Origin of the sequence: Rheinheimera salexigens (assembly GCF_001752395.1) — a bacterium.
Taxonomy (GTDB): domain Bacteria; phylum Pseudomonadota; class Gammaproteobacteria; order Enterobacterales; family Alteromonadaceae; genus Alishewanella; species Alishewanella salexigens.
Genome location: NZ_MKEK01000001.1, coordinates 200,133 through 219,456, shown reverse-complemented (window position 1 = coordinate 219,456; position 19,324 = coordinate 200,133). Strand labels below are relative to the sequence as shown.

Genomic DNA, 19,324 nt, shown 5'->3' with positions numbered 1-19,324 from the left:
TTTTAAATCAGCTAGTTAAGCTGTTAATCTTGCTGCAACGCTAAATTTGCAAAAGTCAATATTGAAGTTGTGGATAAGATCGTATCATAATGGTAGATTATTTTAGCTACGCCAGCCTATTTACCATGGTAAATGAGGGCTTCAGGAGAGAAGGTGTATCAGTCCGTTTGGCAAAATTGCCTGCAAGCGCTGCAAGCAGAATTGACCGCGCAACATTTTAGCATGTGGATCCGCCCACTGCAGGCTGATAGTTCTGACGCAGGTTTAACTTTATATGCGCCTAATCGCTTTGTATTAGATTGGGTACGTGAAAAATATTTAAACCGTATTCAAGAGCTTATTCAAGATTACTGTGGTGATGACGCGCCACGGCTTAAATTTGATGTCGGTTCCAGTCAGCAACATAGCAATCGGGTTGCGCCAGTATCGCCAGCCACTTTTAGTGTAGCCCCAAGACGGGTGGTAAAAGAGCAAGAAGTCGTTGAACCGGCGCCAAAAACCATTGTTACCAGTAATGTGCGTGCTATTTATACTTTTACTAACTTTGTTGAAGGTAAATCTAACCAATTAGCTCGAGCAGCAGCCAGCCAAGTCGCCGATAACCCAGGTACAGCTTATAACCCGTTATTTATTTATGGTGGCACGGGTTTGGGTAAAACCCACTTATTGCATGCGGTGGGTAATGGTATTTTAGCTAAAAAGCCGGATGCAAAAGTTATTTATATGCATTCAGAACGCTTTGTTCAGGATATGGTTAAAGCATTACAAAACAATGCCATAGAAGAGTTTAAACGTTATTATCGTTCGGTTGATGCGCTGCTTATAGATGATATTCAATTTTTTGCTAATAAAGAACGCTCGCAAGAAGAGTTTTTCCACACTTTTAATGCCTTGTTAGAAGGCAACCAACAAATTATTTTAACCAGCGATCGTTATCCTAAAGAAATCGATGGCGTTGAAGATCGTTTGAAATCTCGTTTTGGTTGGGGATTAACCATTGCTATCGAGCCTCCAGAGCTAGAAACACGTGTCGCGATCTTGATGCGCAAGGCGCATGAAAATCAAATCCGTTTACCTGAAGAGGTGGCCTTTTTTATTGCCAAGCGTTTACGTTCTAACGTGCGTGAACTGGAAGGTGCGCTTAATCGTGTTATCGCCAATGCTAACTTTACTGGCCGACCGATTACTATCGACTTTGTGCGCGAAGCGTTACGAGATTTATTAGCCTTACAAGATAAATTAGTCACGATTGAAAATATTCAAAAAACAGTCGCTGAATATTATAAGATACGTATAGCCGATTTATTGTCTAAACGTCGCTCACGTTCAGTGGCAAGGCCGCGGCAAATGGCGATGGCATTATCTAAAGAGTTAACAAACCATAGTTTACCGGAAATTGGTGATGCTTTTGGTGGTCGGGATCATACTACTGTGTTGCATGCGTGCCGTAGAATTGAATCACTAAAAGAAGAAACGCATGAAATAAAAGAAGATTTTCAAAACCTAATTCGTACATTGTCATCGTAACAGGGATCTGCTCATGCAATTTGTTATTAACAGAGATGCGTTATTAAAGCCATTGCAGATGGTGTCCGGCGCGATAGAGCGTCGTCATACATTACCAATTTTATCAAATGTATTAGTAGAAGTAGCTGATGGCCGCTTGTCATTAACCGGTACTGATTTAGAAGTGGAGTTAGTGGCAACCACTGATGCCTTATCTATTCAAGCTGAAGGCCGTATAACGGTTCCGGCAAAAAAATTATTAGACATATGCCGCAGCTTACCCGATAGCGCGGATATTAATGTTTTAGTCCAAGCTGATAATTGTATTTTAAGTTGTGGTAAAACTAAGTTTACCTTATCGACACTAAGTGCAGCAGAATATCCAAATTTAGAAAGCTGGCAAGGTGAAGTTGATATTGAATTAAGCCGTCAGCAACTGCGAAAGCTGTTAGATGACACCGCTTTCTCGATGGCCAACCAAGACGTACGTTATTATTTAAATGGTTTATTATTTGAAACTGATAATGGTCAAGTGCGAGCTGTTGCTACAGATGGTCACCGTTTAGCCTTAAGCTTACTAGAACTACCAGGTTTTAATGCCGAACAAAAACAAATTATTATTCCGCGTAAAGGCGTAATGGAAATTATGCGCTTATTAGCCAATGATGAGCAGCAAATTCAATTAAGTTTTGGTCAAAATCATATTCGTTTAACCGACAGTAATTTTGTGTTCAGCAGCAAATTGATTGATGGCCGCTTTCCAGACTATCGTCGAGTATTACCACGCAATAGTACTAAGTTGGTCACTGCCCATCGCAGCATTCTTAAAGATGCTTGTACTAGAGCGTCAATTTTATCCAATGAAAAATATCGTGGTGTGCGTTTTACATTAACACCGGGTGGCTTACATATTGTGGCGAATAACCCTGAGCATGAACAAGCCGAAGAGCAAATTGAAGTTGAGTATCAAGGCGACAATTTAGAAATAGGTTTTAATGTTGGCTATTTATTGGATGTGCTAAACACCTTATCGACTGATTTAGTAATACTACATTTAAATGACGCCAATTCCAGTGCTTTAGTTGAAGGTGTGGGTAATGTTGGGGCATCATATGTTGTTATGCCGATGCGCTTATAATTAATGTCGTTGTTGTCGCTAAATATTAGCCAATTTAGAAATGTTGCTACATCGTCCTTTGTTGCTGCTGAGCAAGTTAATTTATTTGTTGGCAGCAATGGCAGCGGCAAAACCAGTTTATTAGAAGCTATTTATTATTTAGCCCATGGTCGCTCATTTAGAACTAGTCGACCACAGCGCTTAGTGCGACATGAACAAGATGCATTTGTGCTACATGCTAAAGTAAAAGCGCATGGTCAAGCTCATAGCTTAGGTATTAAACGTTCTCGCCAAGGCGACATGCAAGCACGTTTAAATGGTAGTAGTATTACCCGATTAGCAGATTTAGCCAGTTTATTGCCGGTACAATTAATTACGCCAGATAGTTTTAAACTGTTTTTTGGTGGGCCAAAAGAAAGACGGCAGTTTTTTGATATGGGATTGTTCCACGTGGAACCTCAATTCTTTGATATCTGGCTTCGGTTTAGTAAAATACTCAAGCAACGCAATGCGTTGTTAAAAACCCAACGCAGTTATGATAGCCAGTTTGAATATTGGGATCAGCAATTTGTTAGCTTGGCTTTTGCCTTGCAACAGTTACGACAAAGTTATGTACAACAGTTAGCTGCCTGTTTTAGCCAATTAACTGCTGATGACAGTTTGTTTGCTACGCTAACGTTCCAATTACAGCAAGGTTGGCCAGAGAAAATAACCGACGAAGCAGGGCTGTTAGCATTGCTACAGCAAAACTTTGCTCAAGATAGTAGAATGGGCTTTACCCAGTATGGCCCACAAAAAGCTGATTTAAAGCTTAAAGTTGAACAGCAGGCGGTAGAAGAAGAATTATCACGCGGCCAGCTAAAAGTGTTACTATTTGCGTTAAAGATTGCGCAAAATAATTTGATACGCGATAACGGTCAAAAACAGCCGTTATTGTTGATAGATGATTTAACGTCGGAATTAGATCAACACTCTACCCGACAAATATTTAGTTACTTACGCAATATAAACTCACAGGTTTTTATTACTGCAATTAACGCTGATCAGATTTCACCGCACATTGGTACTGATAAAGTAGCAATGTTCCACGTGGAACATGGTCAGATAACAGCACGGACAGATGATGATGGCCGAACAACATAATTACGATTCCTCGAGTATTAAAGTATTAAAAGGACTGGATGCAGTTCGTAAAAGACCCGGTATGTATATTGGGGATACCGATGATGGCTCGGGTTTACACCACATGGTCTTTGAAGTCGTCGATAATGCTATCGATGAAACCTTAGCCGGACACTGTACAGATATTTGGGTCACTATCCATAGTGATGGTTCGGTATCTGTGCGTGATAACGGTCGTGGTATTCCAACCGATATTCACGAAGAAGGTGTTTCAGCCGCTGAAGTGATCATGACAGTACTACATGCTGGCGGTAAGTTTGATGATAACTCTTATAAAGTATCAGGCGGACTGCATGGTGTAGGTGTATCAGTGGTAAATGCTTTGTCAGATAAATTAGAACTGACTATTCGTCGTAAAGGCGAAGTGCATAACCAGATATACCGTTTAGGCGTGCCGCAGGCGCCGTTAGCCATAATTGGTGAAACGGAAGATACCGGTACTTCTTTACGCTTTTGGCCTAGCCCAACAGTGTTTACTAACTTAGATTTTCATTACGATATATTAGCAAAGCGTTTACGTGAGTTATCTTTCTTAAACTCAGGTGTCAGCATTATTTTAGCTGATGAGCGCAATGATAAAAAAGATCACTTTAAGTATGAAGGCGGTATCGAAGCATTTGTTCAATACTTAAATCGTAATAAAACCAGCATTCACCCTAAAGCGTTTTATTTTACCGATCAGCGAGATGATGGTATTTCGGTAGAAGTTGCTATGCAATGGAACGATACCTATCAAGAAAACGTATTTTGTTTTACAAACAATATTCCGCAGCGCGATGGTGGAGCTCACTTAGCGGGCTTTCGTGGCGCTTTAACCCGTGTACTCAATAGTTATATTGAGCATGAAGGTTATGCCAAAAAAATGAAAGTGTCTGCTACCGGTGATGACGCCCGTGAAGGTTTAACGGCGGTTGTTAGTGTTAAAGTGCCAGATCCAAAGTTTAGCTCGCAAACTAAAGATAAGTTAGTGTCATCAGAAGTGCGCTCAGCAGTAGAAGGCGTGATGCATGAAAAACTTAATGAATACCTATTAGAAAACCCTGCTGATGCTAAAATTATTGTCGGCAAAATAGTCGACGCCGCGCGTGCGCGTGAAGCGGCTCGTAAAGCACGAGAAATGACGCGACGTAAAGGCGCTTTAGATATTGCAGGTTTACCCGGTAAACTTGCCGATTGCCAAGAAAAAGATCCGGCATTATCTGAACTATATATAGTGGAAGGTGACTCTGCTGGCGGTTCAGCCAAGCAGGGGCGTAATCGTAAAAACCAAGCTATATTGCCACTTAAAGGTAAGATCCTTAACGTAGAAAAGGCCCGTTTTGATAAAATGCTTTCTTCGCAAGAAGTAGGCACTTTAATCACAGCATTAGGCTGCGGTATTGGTCGTGAAGAATATAATCCTGATAAGACGCGTTATCACAGTATTATATTAATGACCGATGCTGACGTCGATGGTTCGCATATTCGTACATTATTATTAACCTTCTTTTACCGTCAAATGCCAGAGCTTATTGAGCGAGGCTATATTTACATTGCTCAGCCACCTTTATATAAAGTTAAAAAAGGTAAGCAAGAACAATATATTAAAGACGAAGCAGGACTGACTGAGTACTTAACGACGTTAGCATTAGATGGTTCATCTTTACATGTTAATGCCGAAGCTCCGGGTATTAGTGGTGAATGGCTAGAAAAAATAGTCCGCCAGTATCATACGGTCTCTGCTACGATTGAGCGCTTAAGCCGTAAAATACCGTTTAATTTATTAAATGAATTAATTTATGTGCCAGCGCTTGATGCCGAGCAAGCTAAGTCAGAACAATATAGTGAAGATTGGGTGAAACGCTTAGTGCAGCGTTTAGATGAAAAAGAAGGCGATGGTTCTAGCTACAGCTACGCGGTTCATGAAGATCGTGAGCGGCAGTTATTCTTACCAAAAATTATTATTCGTCAGCACGGTATAGATAACGAATACTTATTACACTATGACTTTATTACGTCGCGTGATTACTTATCTATTGCCGCTTTAGGTGATGAAATACGTGACTTAATGGAAGAAGGCAGCTTTATAAAGCGTGGCGAAAAAGTTAAGCCGGTTGAAACATTCTTAGAAGCTTTAGAGTGGCTAATGAGTGAGTCGAAGCGAGGTTTATATATCCAGCGCTATAAAGGGCTAGGTGAGATGAACCCAGAACAGTTGTGGGAAACCACAATGGATCCACAAAGCCGTCGTATGCTGCAAGTGACCATTGAAGATGCAGTTGGCGCTGACCAATTATTTTCTACCCTAATGGGTGATCATGTTGAACCAAGACGTGCTTTCATTGAAGAAAATGCGTTATTCGTAGCGAATTTGGATGTATAGTCCAATTACGAAATAAAAAAAAGGGGCTTAGGCCCCTTTTTTCACTATAAAAAGCCGTTAAGCGCTACAGTTAAGTAGGGCAACTAGGTATAATTTTCAGACATTTTTTAGCGAGTTATCAAGCATGAACACGTATGATATTAAAACCTTTCAAGGCTTAATACAGACCTTACAGGACTATTGGGCTCGTCAAGGCTGCGTACTGGTACAGCCATTAGATCTAGAAGTGGGTGCCGGTACTTTTCATCCTATGACTTTTTTACGATCGCTTGGCCCAGAGCCAACTAATGCCGCTTATGTACAGCCTTGTCGTCGCCCTACGGATGGCCGTTATGGCGATAATCCAATGCGCTTACAGCAATATTATCAGTTTCAAGTCATCTTAAAACCTTCGCCTGATAATATTCAAGAACTGTACTTAGGATCACTTCAAGCATTAGGCATTGATACATTAGTCCATGATATTCGCTTTGTTGAAGATAACTGGGAATCACCCACCTTAGGCGCTTGGGGCTTAGGTTGGGAAGTGTGGCTTAATGGTATGGAAGTCACTCAATTTACCTACTTCCAACAAGTAGGTGGTATAGAGTGTAGCCCTGTTACGGGCGAAATTACTTATGGTTTAGAGCGCTTAGCGATGTATGTACAAGGCGTAGATAGTATCTATGACTTGGTCTGGACAGATGGCCCTTTTGGCTGCGTAACCTATGGTGATGTGTTTCATCAAAATGAAGTGGAACAATCAACCTATAATTTTGAGCTAGCGGATGTACCGGCATTATTTAGTTATTTTGATCAATGCGAAAAAGAAAGCCAATTTTTAATTGAAAAAGGTTTAGCTCTGCCCGCGTATGAAAAAGCGATGAAAGCATCGCATACTTTTAACTTATTAGATGCCAGACATGCGATATCTGTAACTGAACGACAACGTTATATTTTACGGGTAAGAACCCTAGCTAAGGCTTGTGCGGAAACGTACTACGCATCACGTGAGAAACTAGGTTTTCCGCTGTGTAAAAAGCCAAATACAACGTCGCAGGAGGCATAAATGAGCGCACAAGACTTTCTAGTAGAAATTGGCACAGAAGAGTTACCGCCAAAGTCGTTAGTCACCTTAGCAACAGCTTTTGCCGATAATATAAGCCAAGAGTTAGCAAAACTTGATTTAAGCCATGCAGATGTAAAATGGTATGCCGCGCCAAGAAGACTGGCTGTTGTGGTGAAAAATCTCATCGCTAAACAGGCAGATAAAGAAGTAGAAAAACGTGGCCCTGCGATTGCTGCAGCATTTGATGCTGACGGCAATGCCACTAAGGCAGCCATAGGTTGGGCTAAAGGCTGTGGTATAACGGTTGAGCAAGCAGAGCGACTAGAAACAGATAAAGGCGCTTGGTTACTGCATAAGCAAATACAGCCTGGTTCGAACACCAGCAGCTTATTAGCTGAAATTGTTACATCTGCCTTAGCTAAGCTACCAATCGCTAAACCAATGCGTTGGGGCAGTTCAAAAGTGGAATTTATTCGGCCAGTGCACAGTATTATTATGTTATACGGTAATGATGTTATTCCAGCGAATATTATGGGCAAAGACAGTAGTAATCATAGTTACGGTCACCGCTTTCATGCTCCGGCAAAAATTAAGATCCAAAATGCTGAGCATTATGAAACGGCGCTAGAGAGTGGTTATGTTATTGCTGACTTTAGCAAACGTAAAGCCATTATCGAGCAAGGTGTAACAGAAGCCGCAAAACAGTTAAATGGCCAAGCGTTAATGGATGCTGATTTATTGGATGAAGTAACTGCATTAGTTGAGTGGCCTGTCGTACTAGTCGGTAGCTTTGAACAAAGTTTTTTAGATATACCAGCAGAGCCGTTAATTTCAACCATGAAGGATAATCAAAAGTATTTTCCGGTAGTGGATGCAGCGGGTAACTTACAAAATAAATTTATCTTTGTGACTAATATTGAGAGCAAAGATCCGCAGCAAGTTATTTCAGGTAATGAAAAAGTAGTACGACCACGCTTAGCCGATGCTGAATTCTTTTTTAATACAGACCGCAAACAAACGTTGGCTTCAAGATTAGACAGTTTAAGCAGTGTGTTATTTCAAAAGCAACTGGGTACCTTAGCCGAAAAGTCTGAGCGTATTAGTCAATTAGCTGCCTATGTTGCTGAAAAAATTGGTGCTGATAAAACGGCTGCCCAGCGCGCAGGTTTACTGTCTAAAACCGACTTAATGACCAATATGGTGGGTGAGTTTCCAGAAGTACAAGGCATTATGGGCATGCACTACGCTCGATTTGATGGCGAAAATGAAACAGTCGCATTAGCCTTAAATGAGCAGTATATGCCACGGTTTGCCGGTGATCAGTTACCCACTCGTTTAGAAGGCGCAGCGGTGGCTATCGCCGATAAACTTGATAGTTTAGTGGGTATCTTTGGTATTGGCCAAGCACCAAAAGGTGATAAAGATCCGTTTGCATTACGTCGTGCTGCCATTGGTGCATTACGCATTATGGTAGATAAAGATCTTAATCTAGATTTGGTCGACATTATTGCTTTTAGCCAGCAAACCTTTGGTGATAAGTTAACTAATGCCAATGTTGCTACTGATGTTTTAGAGTTTATGTTAGGCCGATTTAGAGCCTGGTATCAAGATCAAGGTTATACCGTTGATGTTATCCAAGCGGTGTTAGCGCGTCGTCCAACGGTACCAGCAGACTTTAACCAACGGGTCAAAGCGGTTGCAGAGTTCCGTAAACTTGATGCTGCAGCTGCCTTAGCTGCTGCAAATAAACGGGTTGCTAATATCTTAGCTAAAATTGATACGGCTATTCCTGATACCGTTGATGTAAAGTTATTACAACAAGTTGAAGAGCAGGCGTTATATCAAGCAATTACAGCAGAGCAAGCAGAGCAGGCTAAGCTGCAAAGTTATACAGACGGCTTAATGCATTTAGCCAAAATGCAGCAGGTAATCGATCAGTTCTTCGATAATGTAATGGTGAATGCCGATGACGCAGCAGTAAAACTAAACCGCCAAGCGTTATTAAAACAATTAAGAGAGCTGTTTTTACAAGTCGCGGATATCTCAGTTTTGCAATAACTATGTTTTACGAGCATAAAGTAAAACTACAGCAACAATTTCCTCTATAAGCAGTAGGTAAGCTAACGTTAATACACTGAACTTTTGCGTGTTAACGTTGGCAACTTGCTTGATGCAACATAAACTTTTCCATTACAAAACTACCAGCACAACTCTACGAAACTCTTCTGCGAAAACAAACCCGAGAAAATAAGCCAAAAATACTAAGGTGCAATTAATAATATTTTTTTGTTCTATCTTATTATCGGTAATTCTTATGCTAAAGCAGTAAATATTACCGATCACATCTATCTCTAAACTTTCAATTATTATAAATCCTATATAATCAGTTGGTTATAAAATAATAATTTAACCATAATTGGTATAAAGCCTGCATTGTTATTGTTAATAATAATAAAAGAGGTGGTAAAAAATGGCTGAGATTAAATATCCACAAAACCAAATTAATCTACATATGATGTATTTAGCTTGGTACAGCCGTCGTAAAAACCGTTGCGATAACAAAGTGACTGATTTTGCCCATGCGCTAGCATTGCGCGGTATCGCTAACAAAACTGTCTTAGAGGTTGAAAATGATTTATTGGCTGATATAGCCATGCTGAATAAACCAGGCAGTGTTTATTAACTAACACTGCTTAGCAATTAAGCTAACTAAAAAGAATTTGTTTTAAAGCAGAGGTAAATATGTCTGATCAAGCAAAGCAAAAGTTTTGGCAAGCCATGGCAGCAACGCCTACGTTGATGATAAAACTACAGCAAAGTGATTTGCATAGTGAGCCTATGCAGGCGCAATTAGATAAACAGGCAAATAGCAGGTTTTGGATTTACACCACTAAAGATAATCGCATCGCTGCAGGCGGTTTGGCAATGGCACAATTTGTAAGTACAGGTCATGATGTATTTGCCTGTATTAGTGGTGAATTAGTTGAAGAAACGGATTCGCTTATTATTGATAAATATTGGAGTAAAGAGGTAGAAGCTTGGTATCCAGAAGGCAAATTAGATACTAATTTAATGATGCTGCGTTTTGAATTATCAGATGCTGAAATCTGGTTGGTTGATGCCACAACTGAAGCAAAAAATAAGTTTATACTAGGCGCAGACGTTAATCCCAATGAAGTCGGTTCACATTATAAAGTTACGCTATAAAAATATAGCTAAAGCCTAACTATCCTGTACAGATTACGTCGGCACAAATTACATCGGCATAAAATACATTCGCTACGCTAAGTAATTAATATTAATTGATTTGATTGCGACCGTTACGTTTTGATTGATACAGTTGTTGGTCCGCGAGTTTAATCGCGGTGGGCAACTGAGCTAACTGCTGACTCTCGGCAACACCAAAACTCGCGGTTACGGTATAGGCTTTATCTGTTGATAAAAGCTTTTGCTGACTGAGCTGTTGGCGAATTTTCTCAGCTACTTTAAAAGCATCTATTTTAGAGGTTTTAGGCAATAGTAATAAAAACTCTTCACCGCCAGTACGACATGCTATGTCTTGCTGGCGTAAGTGGGCTCTAAATATATTAGCGATTACTTTTAATACTTCATCGCCAGCTTGATGACCAAATTTATCATTAAGTTGCTTAAAAGAGTCTATATCACATGCAATCACTGCCAGTGGAAAAAACACGTCTGGTTGTAAATTAAAGCTTTGCATAAGGTTAGCATCAATAAATCTGCGATTAGCTAATCCTGTAAGAGGATCGGTATTCGCTTGTTGTTCTTTATTATGTTGCAATAACTCCATAGCTTGATGGCTTTGTTCACGGAAATATTCATTAATCCAACATGCAAGAATCACAATCAGCAAAGAGGTGATAAATCGGCTTTGCTCCGCATTTTTATAATGGGCTAACGCCAAGTCAGGTACAAATAATATAATAGCCAGCGCACTAGTTAATAAAACGTTACTAATTAAGGCATTACGAACGCCAAGTAAACCAAAAAGTATGGCAGGAAACGGGAAAACCCAATATAAAGCAGTATTATTAAAGCCTCCTATAAAGACCAGACCAAGTACAAAAGCAGCGACTAAAATAGCTTCAATATTACAAGCAAGATTAAGATTATTGTTATAGTGAAAGTAGGTAATATTAAGCAAAAAAGCTGTTGCAGTAATAAATAAAACCATCGGTAAAATAGGATCGACAGCCCCTAAATTTTTAAAGGCATAAATATACATCACGGCACTGGTTATATAACTGACAAAAAGTAATATATAGCGCCGTCGGCGGCTATCGATAAATTGCGCTTGATTAACACTGTCTATGCTAAATTTTGACTGCAATTTTAAATCCAACTAATTACCTTACTTTGATGCTAGCATAAAATAGTGCTAGTTGAGAATTTACCATATTGAATATATCAAAGAATTTAATAACATCTTTTCTAGTTTATCTAACCGTTGTATATGCACACGAAATGTAACACTGCTATGCAGTAGAATTGACGCAAGTTAAGTTGGTATTTACAAGCATTTAGAAAACTTTAGCTTGCTAAGCGATTAAGCAGTTAAATAGTTGCTTTAAATTTTTAATCAATTAAATTAACTAGTTGCAAAAACCTTGCTGGGTTAAATTATAAACAGGGAAGTATACAGTTGAAGAAAATATTACTAATAGCATTAATAGGCTACGGCGGTTGGCAGTTTTATCAAAAGCAAAGCGTTGCTCAGCCTGTTACGGAGCCAACGGTTCAGGTGCTGCCAGATTATACCGTACCATTGCAAAAAGCTCGTGAAGCAGCAAGCCTGTTACAGTTTCGATGTGATGGGCGGCAACACTGTAGTCAGATGAAATCTTATGATGAAGCGGTATTTTTTTTAAGGAACTGTCCAGATACCAAGATGGATGGAGACAATGATGGCATTCCTTGTGAAAGACAATTTAATAAAGGCTAGATTATTGCACTAGCCTTTTTTAACCACATATTTATACGGTAGTTCTGTGGTATCGCTGGCTAATAACTGGTGGTCCATAAAACGACAAAAAGCCGGAATATCCCGAGTGGTAGCAGGGTCGTCAGCAATAATTAATAGGCTTTGGCCAGACTGCATATTACGAATGGTTAAGCGGATCATCATTACAGGCTCAGGGCAGCGCATGCCTAAAGCGTCTAATGTTTTATCTGCGCTGGTAAATAACAGCTCCATTTAAACTCCAATATAAAAAATCAATATAAATAAAAAGGACCGTAAAAACGGTCCTTATTTTAAACTATAAGAATATAAACTGCTATGTTACGGCCGTTCAAACACCGTAGCGATACCTTGGCCTAAACCAATACACATAGTAGCTAAACCAAACTTACCACCTTTATCTTCCATAATATTTATTAAGGTGGTGGCAATACGTGAACCAGAGCAACCTAATGGATGGCCTAGTGCAATAGCACCGCCATTTAAGTTAACCTTTTTATCAGCCACTTCTAGTAAGCCTAAATCTTTCATTACCGGTAAAGCTTGAGCAGCAAAAGCTTCGTTTAATTCTGCATAATCAATATCGTTTATGCTTAATCCAGCCATTTTTAAGGCTTTTTTCGATGCTGGCACCGGGCCATAACCCATAATAGACGGATCACAACCAGCAACACCCATACCGCGTACGTAAGCACGAATAGGTAGGCCAAGCGCTTTGGCTTTTTCTTCACTCATTACTAACATGCCTGAAGCGCCATCAGATAATGCTGAAGACGTACCTGCTGTTACAGTACCATTGGCTGGATCAAACACCGGACGTAATTTACTCAGGCCTTCTACTGTGGTTTCAGGACGAATAACTTCGTCATAATCCATTAGCTTTAATACGCCGTCAGCATCATGACCTTCTGTTGGTACTATTTCGTTATCAAACCGGCCTTCATCACTGGCTTGTTGGGCTAAGCGATGTGAGCGAGCGCCAAATTCATCTTGCTGCTGGCGGCTAATGCCGTGCATTTTACCTAATAACTCAGCGGTTAAACCCATCATGCCAGCGGCTTTAGCAACTGATGTTGATAAACCCGGGTGAAAGTCGACACCATGCGTCATAGGCACATGGCCCATATGCTCAACACCACCAATTAAGTACACATCGCCCATGCCGGTTTGAATGGCACGCACGGCATCGTGTAAAGCTTGCATGGATGAGCCACATAAGCGGTTAATCGTTACTGCCGGTACTGAGTGAGGAATGCCCGCTAATAATGCAGCATTACGTGCGATGTTAAAGCCTTGCTCTAACGTTTGCTGAACACAACCCCAAATAACATCATCAATATCTTCAGGGTTTAGCGCTGGATTACGGGCAACGAGTGACGCCATAATATGGGCGGAAAGTTGCTCAGCCCGAACATTACGGTACATACCATTTTTTGAACGGCCCATAGGGGTGCGAATACAATCTACTATAACTGCGTTTTTCATTATTGTGCTCCTGCGCTTAAACCGGGAAGAAACGCTGGCCAGCTTCGGCCATGGCGCGAGTTTTGTCGGTAACTTGATAGATTTCACCTAAGTGAGCGTAACTATCTGCAAGGGCGACAAAGTTAGCTAAGCCAATAGTATCAGCATAGCGTAGCGGACCACCACGGAACGGCGGGAAACCTAAACCATAAATTAAGCCCATATCAGCTTCAGCAGCTGAGGCAATAATGCCTTCTTCTAAACAACGAATAGTTTCGTTAATCATTGGGATCATGGTACGCGCGATAATGTCATCAGCTGAGAATTCTTTTTTCTCAGAAGTGCATTCAGCTAATAAACTTAATGCTTTAGCATCAATTTCTTTCTTGGTTCTACCTTTGGCATCTTTACTATAAGCATAAAAACCAAGGCCATTTTTTTGGCCGTAGCGTTCAGCTTTATACATAGCGCTTACCGGATCATGGTCTAATTTGGCCATACGTGTAGGGAAGCCATCTGCCATAACATCAGTACAATGGAAGGCGGTATCTAAACCCACTACATCTAATAAGTATGCTGGGCCCATTGGCCAGCCAAATTGTTTCTCCATCACTTTATCAACTTGCGCAAAATCAGCACCATCTAGCACTAACTTACTAAAGCCGGCAAAGTAGGGAAATAAAACCCGGTTAACGAAAAAGCCAGGGCAATCGTTAACTACGATAGGCGATTTACCCATCTTGGCGGCATAAGCGACGACAGCAGCAACGGTTTCATCGCTGGTGTCTTTACCGCGAATAACTTCGACTAAAGGCATGCGGTGTACGGGGTTAAAGAAGTGCATACCACAGAAGTTTTCTGGTCGTGTTAAGTTCGCGGCTAGAGCATTAATAGAAATAGTCGAGGTATTAGAGGTTAAAATGGCATCCTGTGCGATAATCGATTCTACTTCTTTTAACACTGCGCCTTTTACTTTTGGATTTTCGACTACGGCTTCGACAACGATATCAACATTTTTTAGCGCGTCATTGCTTAACGTCGGCGTAATAGAGGCAATAACTTTAGCCATCGATTTTACATCCAGCTTTTTACGCTCTACTTGCTTAGCTAATAAGCCACTTGCTTCAGCCATACCAAGTTCTAATGCTTTATCGGCGATATCTTTCATAACTACCGGCACGCCTTTAAGTGCCGATTGATAGGCTATACCACCACCCATAATGCCGGCACCAATGACTGCTGCCGTATTGACCGCTTTAGTGGCTGTCTTAGCAGCTTTTTTAGCCTTACCTTTAATCAGCTGATCATTTAAGAACAAGCCAATTTGCGCTGTTGCAGCATCGGTTTTAGCCAGTTTAGCAAAACCGGCATTTTCTAACGCTACTGCTTCAGCACGTTTTAAGCCGGCCGCTGCTTCAATAGTTTTAACCGCCACCATAGGTGCTGGATAATGCTTACCCGCTTTAGCCATTACCATGCCTTTAGCGGTGCTAAAGCACATGGTTGCTTCAATTTTGTTCAATTTAAGCGGTTGTAATTTTTGTTCGCGTTTTTTACGCCAATTCAGCTTGCCAGCAATAGCATCTTCAAGCATGCTAAGCGCCGCTTCTTGCAGTTTCTCTGGAGCGACAACAGCATCCACAGCGGCAAATTTTTGCGCTTGTTCAGCACTATATTGCTTACCGGTTGTGATCCACTCTAAGGCGTTATCAGCACCAATAAGTCTGGGTAAACGTGCCGTACCACCAAAACCAGGCATTAAGCCTAATTTAACTTCTGGTAAGCCTATTTGTGCACTAGTATCGGCAACACGATAATCGGACGTTAGTGACCACTCACATCCGCCACCTAGTGCAAATCCATTGATGGCAGTAATGGTAGGGACAGGTAAGTCTTCAGCAAGATCGAAGATGTCAGAGGCCTGTTTAATCCATGGAATTAATTCTGCTTCATCACGCTGAAATATTGTTAGAAATTCGGTAATATCGGCGCCAACAATAAAGGTACTTTTTTCACTAGAAAAAATAACACCTTGTAATGCTTTGTCAGCGTGCAGTAATTCTAAGGCTGATTTACAATCAGTTAGTGTTTGCTGATCAAATTTATTGACAGAGCCTTTAGCATTGAAAGTAAAACGGGCGATGCCAGGTTTAATATAAACAACACTAATGTTGTCACTCTGGTAGATCATAACGGTGCTCCTTGGTCGCGTAGGTTGAATTGTCGCAACTGGTACGATGAGGTTTCACAACCAGTGTGTCGTGGTTTAATAAAAATTTCAACCGCTATTTAAACGCTTGTTTGAATTGAATTGCAATAATAACTGTCAACTATAGCCGCTATTTTATATTTTTTATGTTTTTAGGAGTGAGATTGTGAGACGAGCTCTTTATTTTATCAGTATTTGTTTAGGTGTTACCGTGGCTAACGCAAGCCTTGCTGAAGAGCAAACCTTGCGTGCTGAGTTTAGTCAGGCGGAATTAAAAATAGCGAGTATGAGTGCTGTAGATGCACAAACCACCTTAGAAAAATTTGCAGATTATCCATTACAGCCCTATTTAGAATTGCAGCGTTTAAAGCATCACCTTACGGCTGATCAGCGCATAGCTGAATATTTACAGCGCTATAACAATAGCCCTATGGATTGGCCATTAAGAAAGCCTTGGTTATTTGATTTAGCCAAACGCAAGCAAAGCAAACTGTTTTTAGCTAACTATAACGGCTCATCAGACACTGAATTAGAGTGTTATCATTTACGGTTTAAATTGGCCCAGCCAGACGTCGATAAAGCCTCTATTTGGCCTCAAGTAACTAAGCTATGGACCGTAGGTAAGTCACAACCGAATGTTTGCGATGCTCTGTTTACCGCGTGGCGTGATGCTGGGCAACAAACAACAGCTATTGTGTGGCAACGTTTGCGCTTAGCTGCTGAAGGCGGTACGGCGAGTTTAGTGCCGTACTTAAAATCGTTATTACCGGCTGAACAGCAATATTTAGCCGAAATGTATCGGCAAACCCGAATTAATCCCAGTGTAATTGCCAAGCCTAAATTTTTTGCTTTAAAGAAGCCGCAAGAACGTGACATTTTAGCCTATGGCTTAAAGCGGTTAATTTGGCGAGATGCCGATAAAGCCCTAGCGACTTGGCAGCGCTTTATTAATGATCCTTATTTTACGCCAGCTCAGCGATTAGATGTCCAGCGCCAGTTTGCCATTGCCTTAGCAAATAGAGGGGATGAGCGTGCCAGCAACTGGTTTAAACAATTACCGCCAGAGCTACTTGATGATACGTTAGCCCAGTGGCAAGTTGGCAGTTTATTATTACAATTAGATTGGCCAGCGGTGCAACGCACTATTGAAGCTTTTCCAGCCGAGCTTGCGGGCAACATTCGCTGGCAATACTGGCTAGCGCGGGCATATGAACAGCAAGGTATGGCAGATAAAGCTAAGGTATTATTTGAACAGTTAGCACTGCAACGGCACTTTTACGGCTTTATGTCAGCGGCCAAACTGGGCTTGCCGCCAAGCTTAGCTCATGCGCCGGTCACCGTCAGTGATGAAGAGCTGCATATCTTAAAGCAACATCCCGCAGTATTGCGTGCCCAAGAGTGGTTAGCGTTAAAGCGTAATACCGAGGCACGTCGGGAATGGAACTATTTACAGAACAATGCCACTGAACAACAAAAGTTGGTGTCAGCAAAATTAGCTCATCAATTGCAGTGGTATGACCGAGCAATATTTTCATTGGCCGATGTCGGTTATTGGGATGACATAGAATTACGTTTTCCGCTGGCCTATCAAAATGAAATAAACCAAGGGGCAGAAAAAGCTCAAGTGGCTTCCGGTTGGGCGATGGCAATTGCGCGTCGCGAGAGCTCTTTTATGTCTGATGCTCGCTCACCCGTAGGGGCGCAAGGTTTAATGCAATTAATGCCAGCAACAGCAAAAGAAGTGGCGAAAAAGCCCGTGTCATTAGCGCAACTGAATGATCCTTTGCAAAATATAGATTATGGTACTTATTACTTAAATTATTTAATGCAGCGTAATGACGGTAATTTATTGATGGCTACCGCAGCTTATAATGCTGGCTATAGTCGCGTTAAACAATGGATACCACAAGACTATGCATTACCCGCGGATGTCTGGGTGGAAACCATTCCTTATCGCGAAACCCGAGAGTATGTAAAAGCCGTTATGGCCTATTATCAAATTTATAATATTCGACTTAATGCTAATAATGACGTGTTTCAACCGCTGTTAACAATGCAGATTGGGGTCAGAGTAGATTAATGCTATGATACATCGGATGTTTTTTAGTCAACAGGTCAGACACTTATGACACTTTTATATCAAGCGCTGTACCCGGCGCATATTGCTGAGTTGCAGCAACGGGTACAACAATTACTCGCCCGAGAAGGCTTAGATGCTTTAGTTATTCACTCGGGCCAAACTAAACGTCGATTTTTAGATGATATGGATTACCCGTTTCATGTTAATCCACAGTTTAAAGCTTGGTTGCCGGTAATTGATAATCCACACTGCTGGTTAATTGTTGACGGTGTGAATAAACCAAAGTTGATTTTTTATCGACCTAAAGATTTTTGGCATAAAGTACCTGACGAGCCGCATGATTATTGGGCTGAGCAATTTGATATTCAGCTATTAGAAAAAGCTGAAAGTGTTGAAACCTTTTTGCCTTATGACAAAGCTAATTTAGCTTATATTGGCGAATATATTGAAGTTGCTCAAGCGCTGGGCTTTACTGAAATAAATCCTGAGCCAGTATTAAATTATTTGCACTTTCATCGGGTATATAAAACCCCTTATGAACTGGCGTGTTTACGTATCGCTAATAAAATTGCCGTAGACGGTCATCAAGCTGCTAAAAGTGCTTTTTTTGCCGGTGGTAGTGAGTTTGATATTCAACAAGCGTATTTAACCAGTGTTGAACAAACCGAAAACGAAGTGCCTTATGGCAATATAGTGGCGTTAAATCGCAATGCCGCCATTTTGCATTACACCGGTTTAGAGCGTCGCACGCCAATACAACGGCACTCATTTTTAATTGATGCCGGTGCGTCGTTTAATGGTTATGCAGCAGACATAACACGTACTTATAGTGCTGAACGAAATAATGAGTTTGATGAATTAATTAGTGCAGTTAATCAGGCGCAGTTGGCGTTAATCGATCAATTAAAACCAGGTGCTAAATATGGTGACCTGCATGTTAATTGTCATCAGCATATTGCCACTATTTTGCATCAGTTCGATTTTGTAAAATTAGCTCCAGACGCCATGCTTGAGCAGCAAATTACGCGCAGCTTTTTCCCGCATGGTTTAGGTCATCACTTGGGTTTACAAGTGCATGATGTCGGCGGATTTATGGCTGACGAACGTGGCACTAGCGTAGCGGCTCCAGAAGGTCACCCCTATTTACGTTGCACTCGCGCGATAGAAGCGAATATGGTATTTACTATTGAGCCGGGATTATATTTTATTGATAGTTTGCTGGCTGATTTAGCCGAAACAGAATTTACTCAATATATTAATTGGCAAAAAATAGATCGCTTTAGGCAATATGGCGGCATTCGCATTGAAGACAATATCATTGTCCATCGCGAGCGCAATGAAAATATGACTCGTGAATTAAAACTGGACTAAGTCT

General features: G+C 41.0%; 15 protein-coding genes. 11 read left to right on the top strand and 4 right to left on the bottom strand.

Features of this window, described 5'->3' with window-relative positions:
* Window positions 1–153: 153 nt before the first annotated feature.
* The 8 genes from dnaA (at window position 154) to BI198_RS01045 (ending at window position 10,422) form a co-directional block, all read left to right on the top strand.
* Window positions 154–1,527, top strand: coding sequence for a chromosomal replication initiator protein DnaA (dnaA, locus tag BI198_RS01080; RefSeq protein ID WP_070047880.1), 1,374 nt, complete (start codon window positions 154–156; stop codon window positions 1,525–1,527).
* A gap of 13 nt (window positions 1,528–1,540) precedes the next feature.
* The gene (gene dnaN, locus BI198_RS01075; RefSeq protein WP_070047879.1) at window positions 1,541–2,644 is read left to right on the top strand and encodes a DNA polymerase III subunit beta; all 1,104 of its coding nucleotides are present in this window, start codon (window positions 1,541–1,543) and stop codon (window positions 2,642–2,644) included.
* 3 nt (window positions 2,645–2,647) lie between these two features.
* The gene (recF, locus tag BI198_RS01070; protein WP_070047878.1) at window positions 2,648–3,766 is read left to right on the top strand and encodes a DNA replication/repair protein RecF; all 1,119 of its coding nucleotides are present in this window, start codon (window positions 2,648–2,650) and stop codon (window positions 3,764–3,766) included.
* Window positions 3,750–6,167, top strand: a complete 2,418-nt coding sequence (gene gyrB / locus BI198_RS01065) for a DNA topoisomerase (ATP-hydrolyzing) subunit B (RefSeq protein WP_070050536.1) — start codon at window positions 3,750–3,752, stop codon at window positions 6,165–6,167. Before recF ends, gyrB begins: the two co-directional genes overlap by 17 nt.
* 124 nt (window positions 6,168–6,291) lie before the next feature.
* Entirely contained in the window at window positions 6,292–7,215 is a 924-nt protein-coding gene (gene glyQ / locus BI198_RS01060; RefSeq protein WP_070047877.1) for a glycine--tRNA ligase subunit alpha, read from the top strand.
* Window positions 7,216–9,273 (top strand): glycine--tRNA ligase subunit beta, encoded by a 2,058-nt coding sequence (gene glyS / locus BI198_RS01055; protein WP_070047876.1) that lies wholly within the window; start codon window positions 7,216–7,218, stop codon window positions 9,271–9,273.
* A 412-nt stretch (window positions 9,274–9,685) separates the two neighbouring features.
* Window positions 9,686–9,898 (top strand): hypothetical protein, encoded by a 213-nt coding sequence (locus BI198_RS01050; RefSeq protein WP_070047875.1) that lies wholly within the window; start codon window positions 9,686–9,688, stop codon window positions 9,896–9,898.
* Between the two features lie 59 nt (window positions 9,899–9,957).
* On the top strand, window positions 9,958–10,422 hold the full coding sequence (locus BI198_RS01045; protein ID WP_070047874.1) for a pyridoxamine 5'-phosphate oxidase family protein: 465 nt from the start codon (window positions 9,958–9,960) through the stop codon (window positions 10,420–10,422).
* A 91-nt stretch (window positions 10,423–10,513) separates the two neighbouring features.
* On the opposite strand, the gene BI198_RS01040 is transcribed toward BI198_RS01045, so the two are convergent.
* On the bottom strand, window positions 10,514–11,566 hold the full coding sequence (locus BI198_RS01040) for a GGDEF domain-containing protein (protein ID WP_141728820.1): 1,053 nt from the start codon (window positions 11,564–11,566) through the stop codon (window positions 10,514–10,516).
* 312 nt (window positions 11,567–11,878) lie between these two features.
* On the opposite strand from BI198_RS01040, the gene BI198_RS16180 reads away from it, so the two are divergent.
* Entirely contained in the window at window positions 11,879–12,178 is a 300-nt protein-coding gene (locus tag BI198_RS16180) for an excalibur calcium-binding domain-containing protein (protein ID WP_070047872.1), read from the top strand.
* A 9-nt stretch (window positions 12,179–12,187) separates the two neighbouring features.
* On the opposite strand, the gene tusA is transcribed toward BI198_RS16180, so the two are convergent.
* From tusA to fadB, 3 genes are all read right to left on the bottom strand, one after another.
* A complete protein-coding gene (gene tusA, locus BI198_RS01030) occupies window positions 12,188–12,430 on the bottom strand; it encodes a sulfurtransferase TusA (RefSeq protein ID WP_070047871.1) in 243 nt (80 codons plus the stop codon).
* An 87-nt stretch (window positions 12,431–12,517) separates the two neighbouring features.
* On the bottom strand, window positions 12,518–13,681 hold the full coding sequence (fadA, locus tag BI198_RS01025) for an acetyl-CoA C-acyltransferase FadA (protein WP_070047870.1): 1,164 nt from the start codon (window positions 13,679–13,681) through the stop codon (window positions 12,518–12,520).
* 16 nt (window positions 13,682–13,697) lie between these two features.
* Window positions 13,698–15,851, bottom strand: coding sequence for a fatty acid oxidation complex subunit alpha FadB (gene fadB, locus BI198_RS01020; RefSeq protein ID WP_070047869.1), 2,154 nt, complete (start codon window positions 15,849–15,851; stop codon window positions 13,698–13,700).
* 184 nt (window positions 15,852–16,035) lie between these two features.
* Here fadB and BI198_RS01015 point away from each other — a divergent pair, with 184 nt between their 5' ends.
* A complete protein-coding gene (locus tag BI198_RS01015; protein WP_070047868.1) occupies window positions 16,036–17,949 on the top strand; it encodes a transglycosylase SLT domain-containing protein in 1,914 nt (637 codons plus the stop codon).
* Window positions 17,950–17,994: 45 nt separating this feature from the next.
* Window positions 17,995–19,320, top strand: coding sequence for a Xaa-Pro dipeptidase (gene pepQ / locus BI198_RS01010; RefSeq protein ID WP_070047867.1), 1,326 nt, complete (start codon window positions 17,995–17,997; stop codon window positions 19,318–19,320).
* Window positions 19,321–19,324 lie beyond the last annotated feature (4 nt).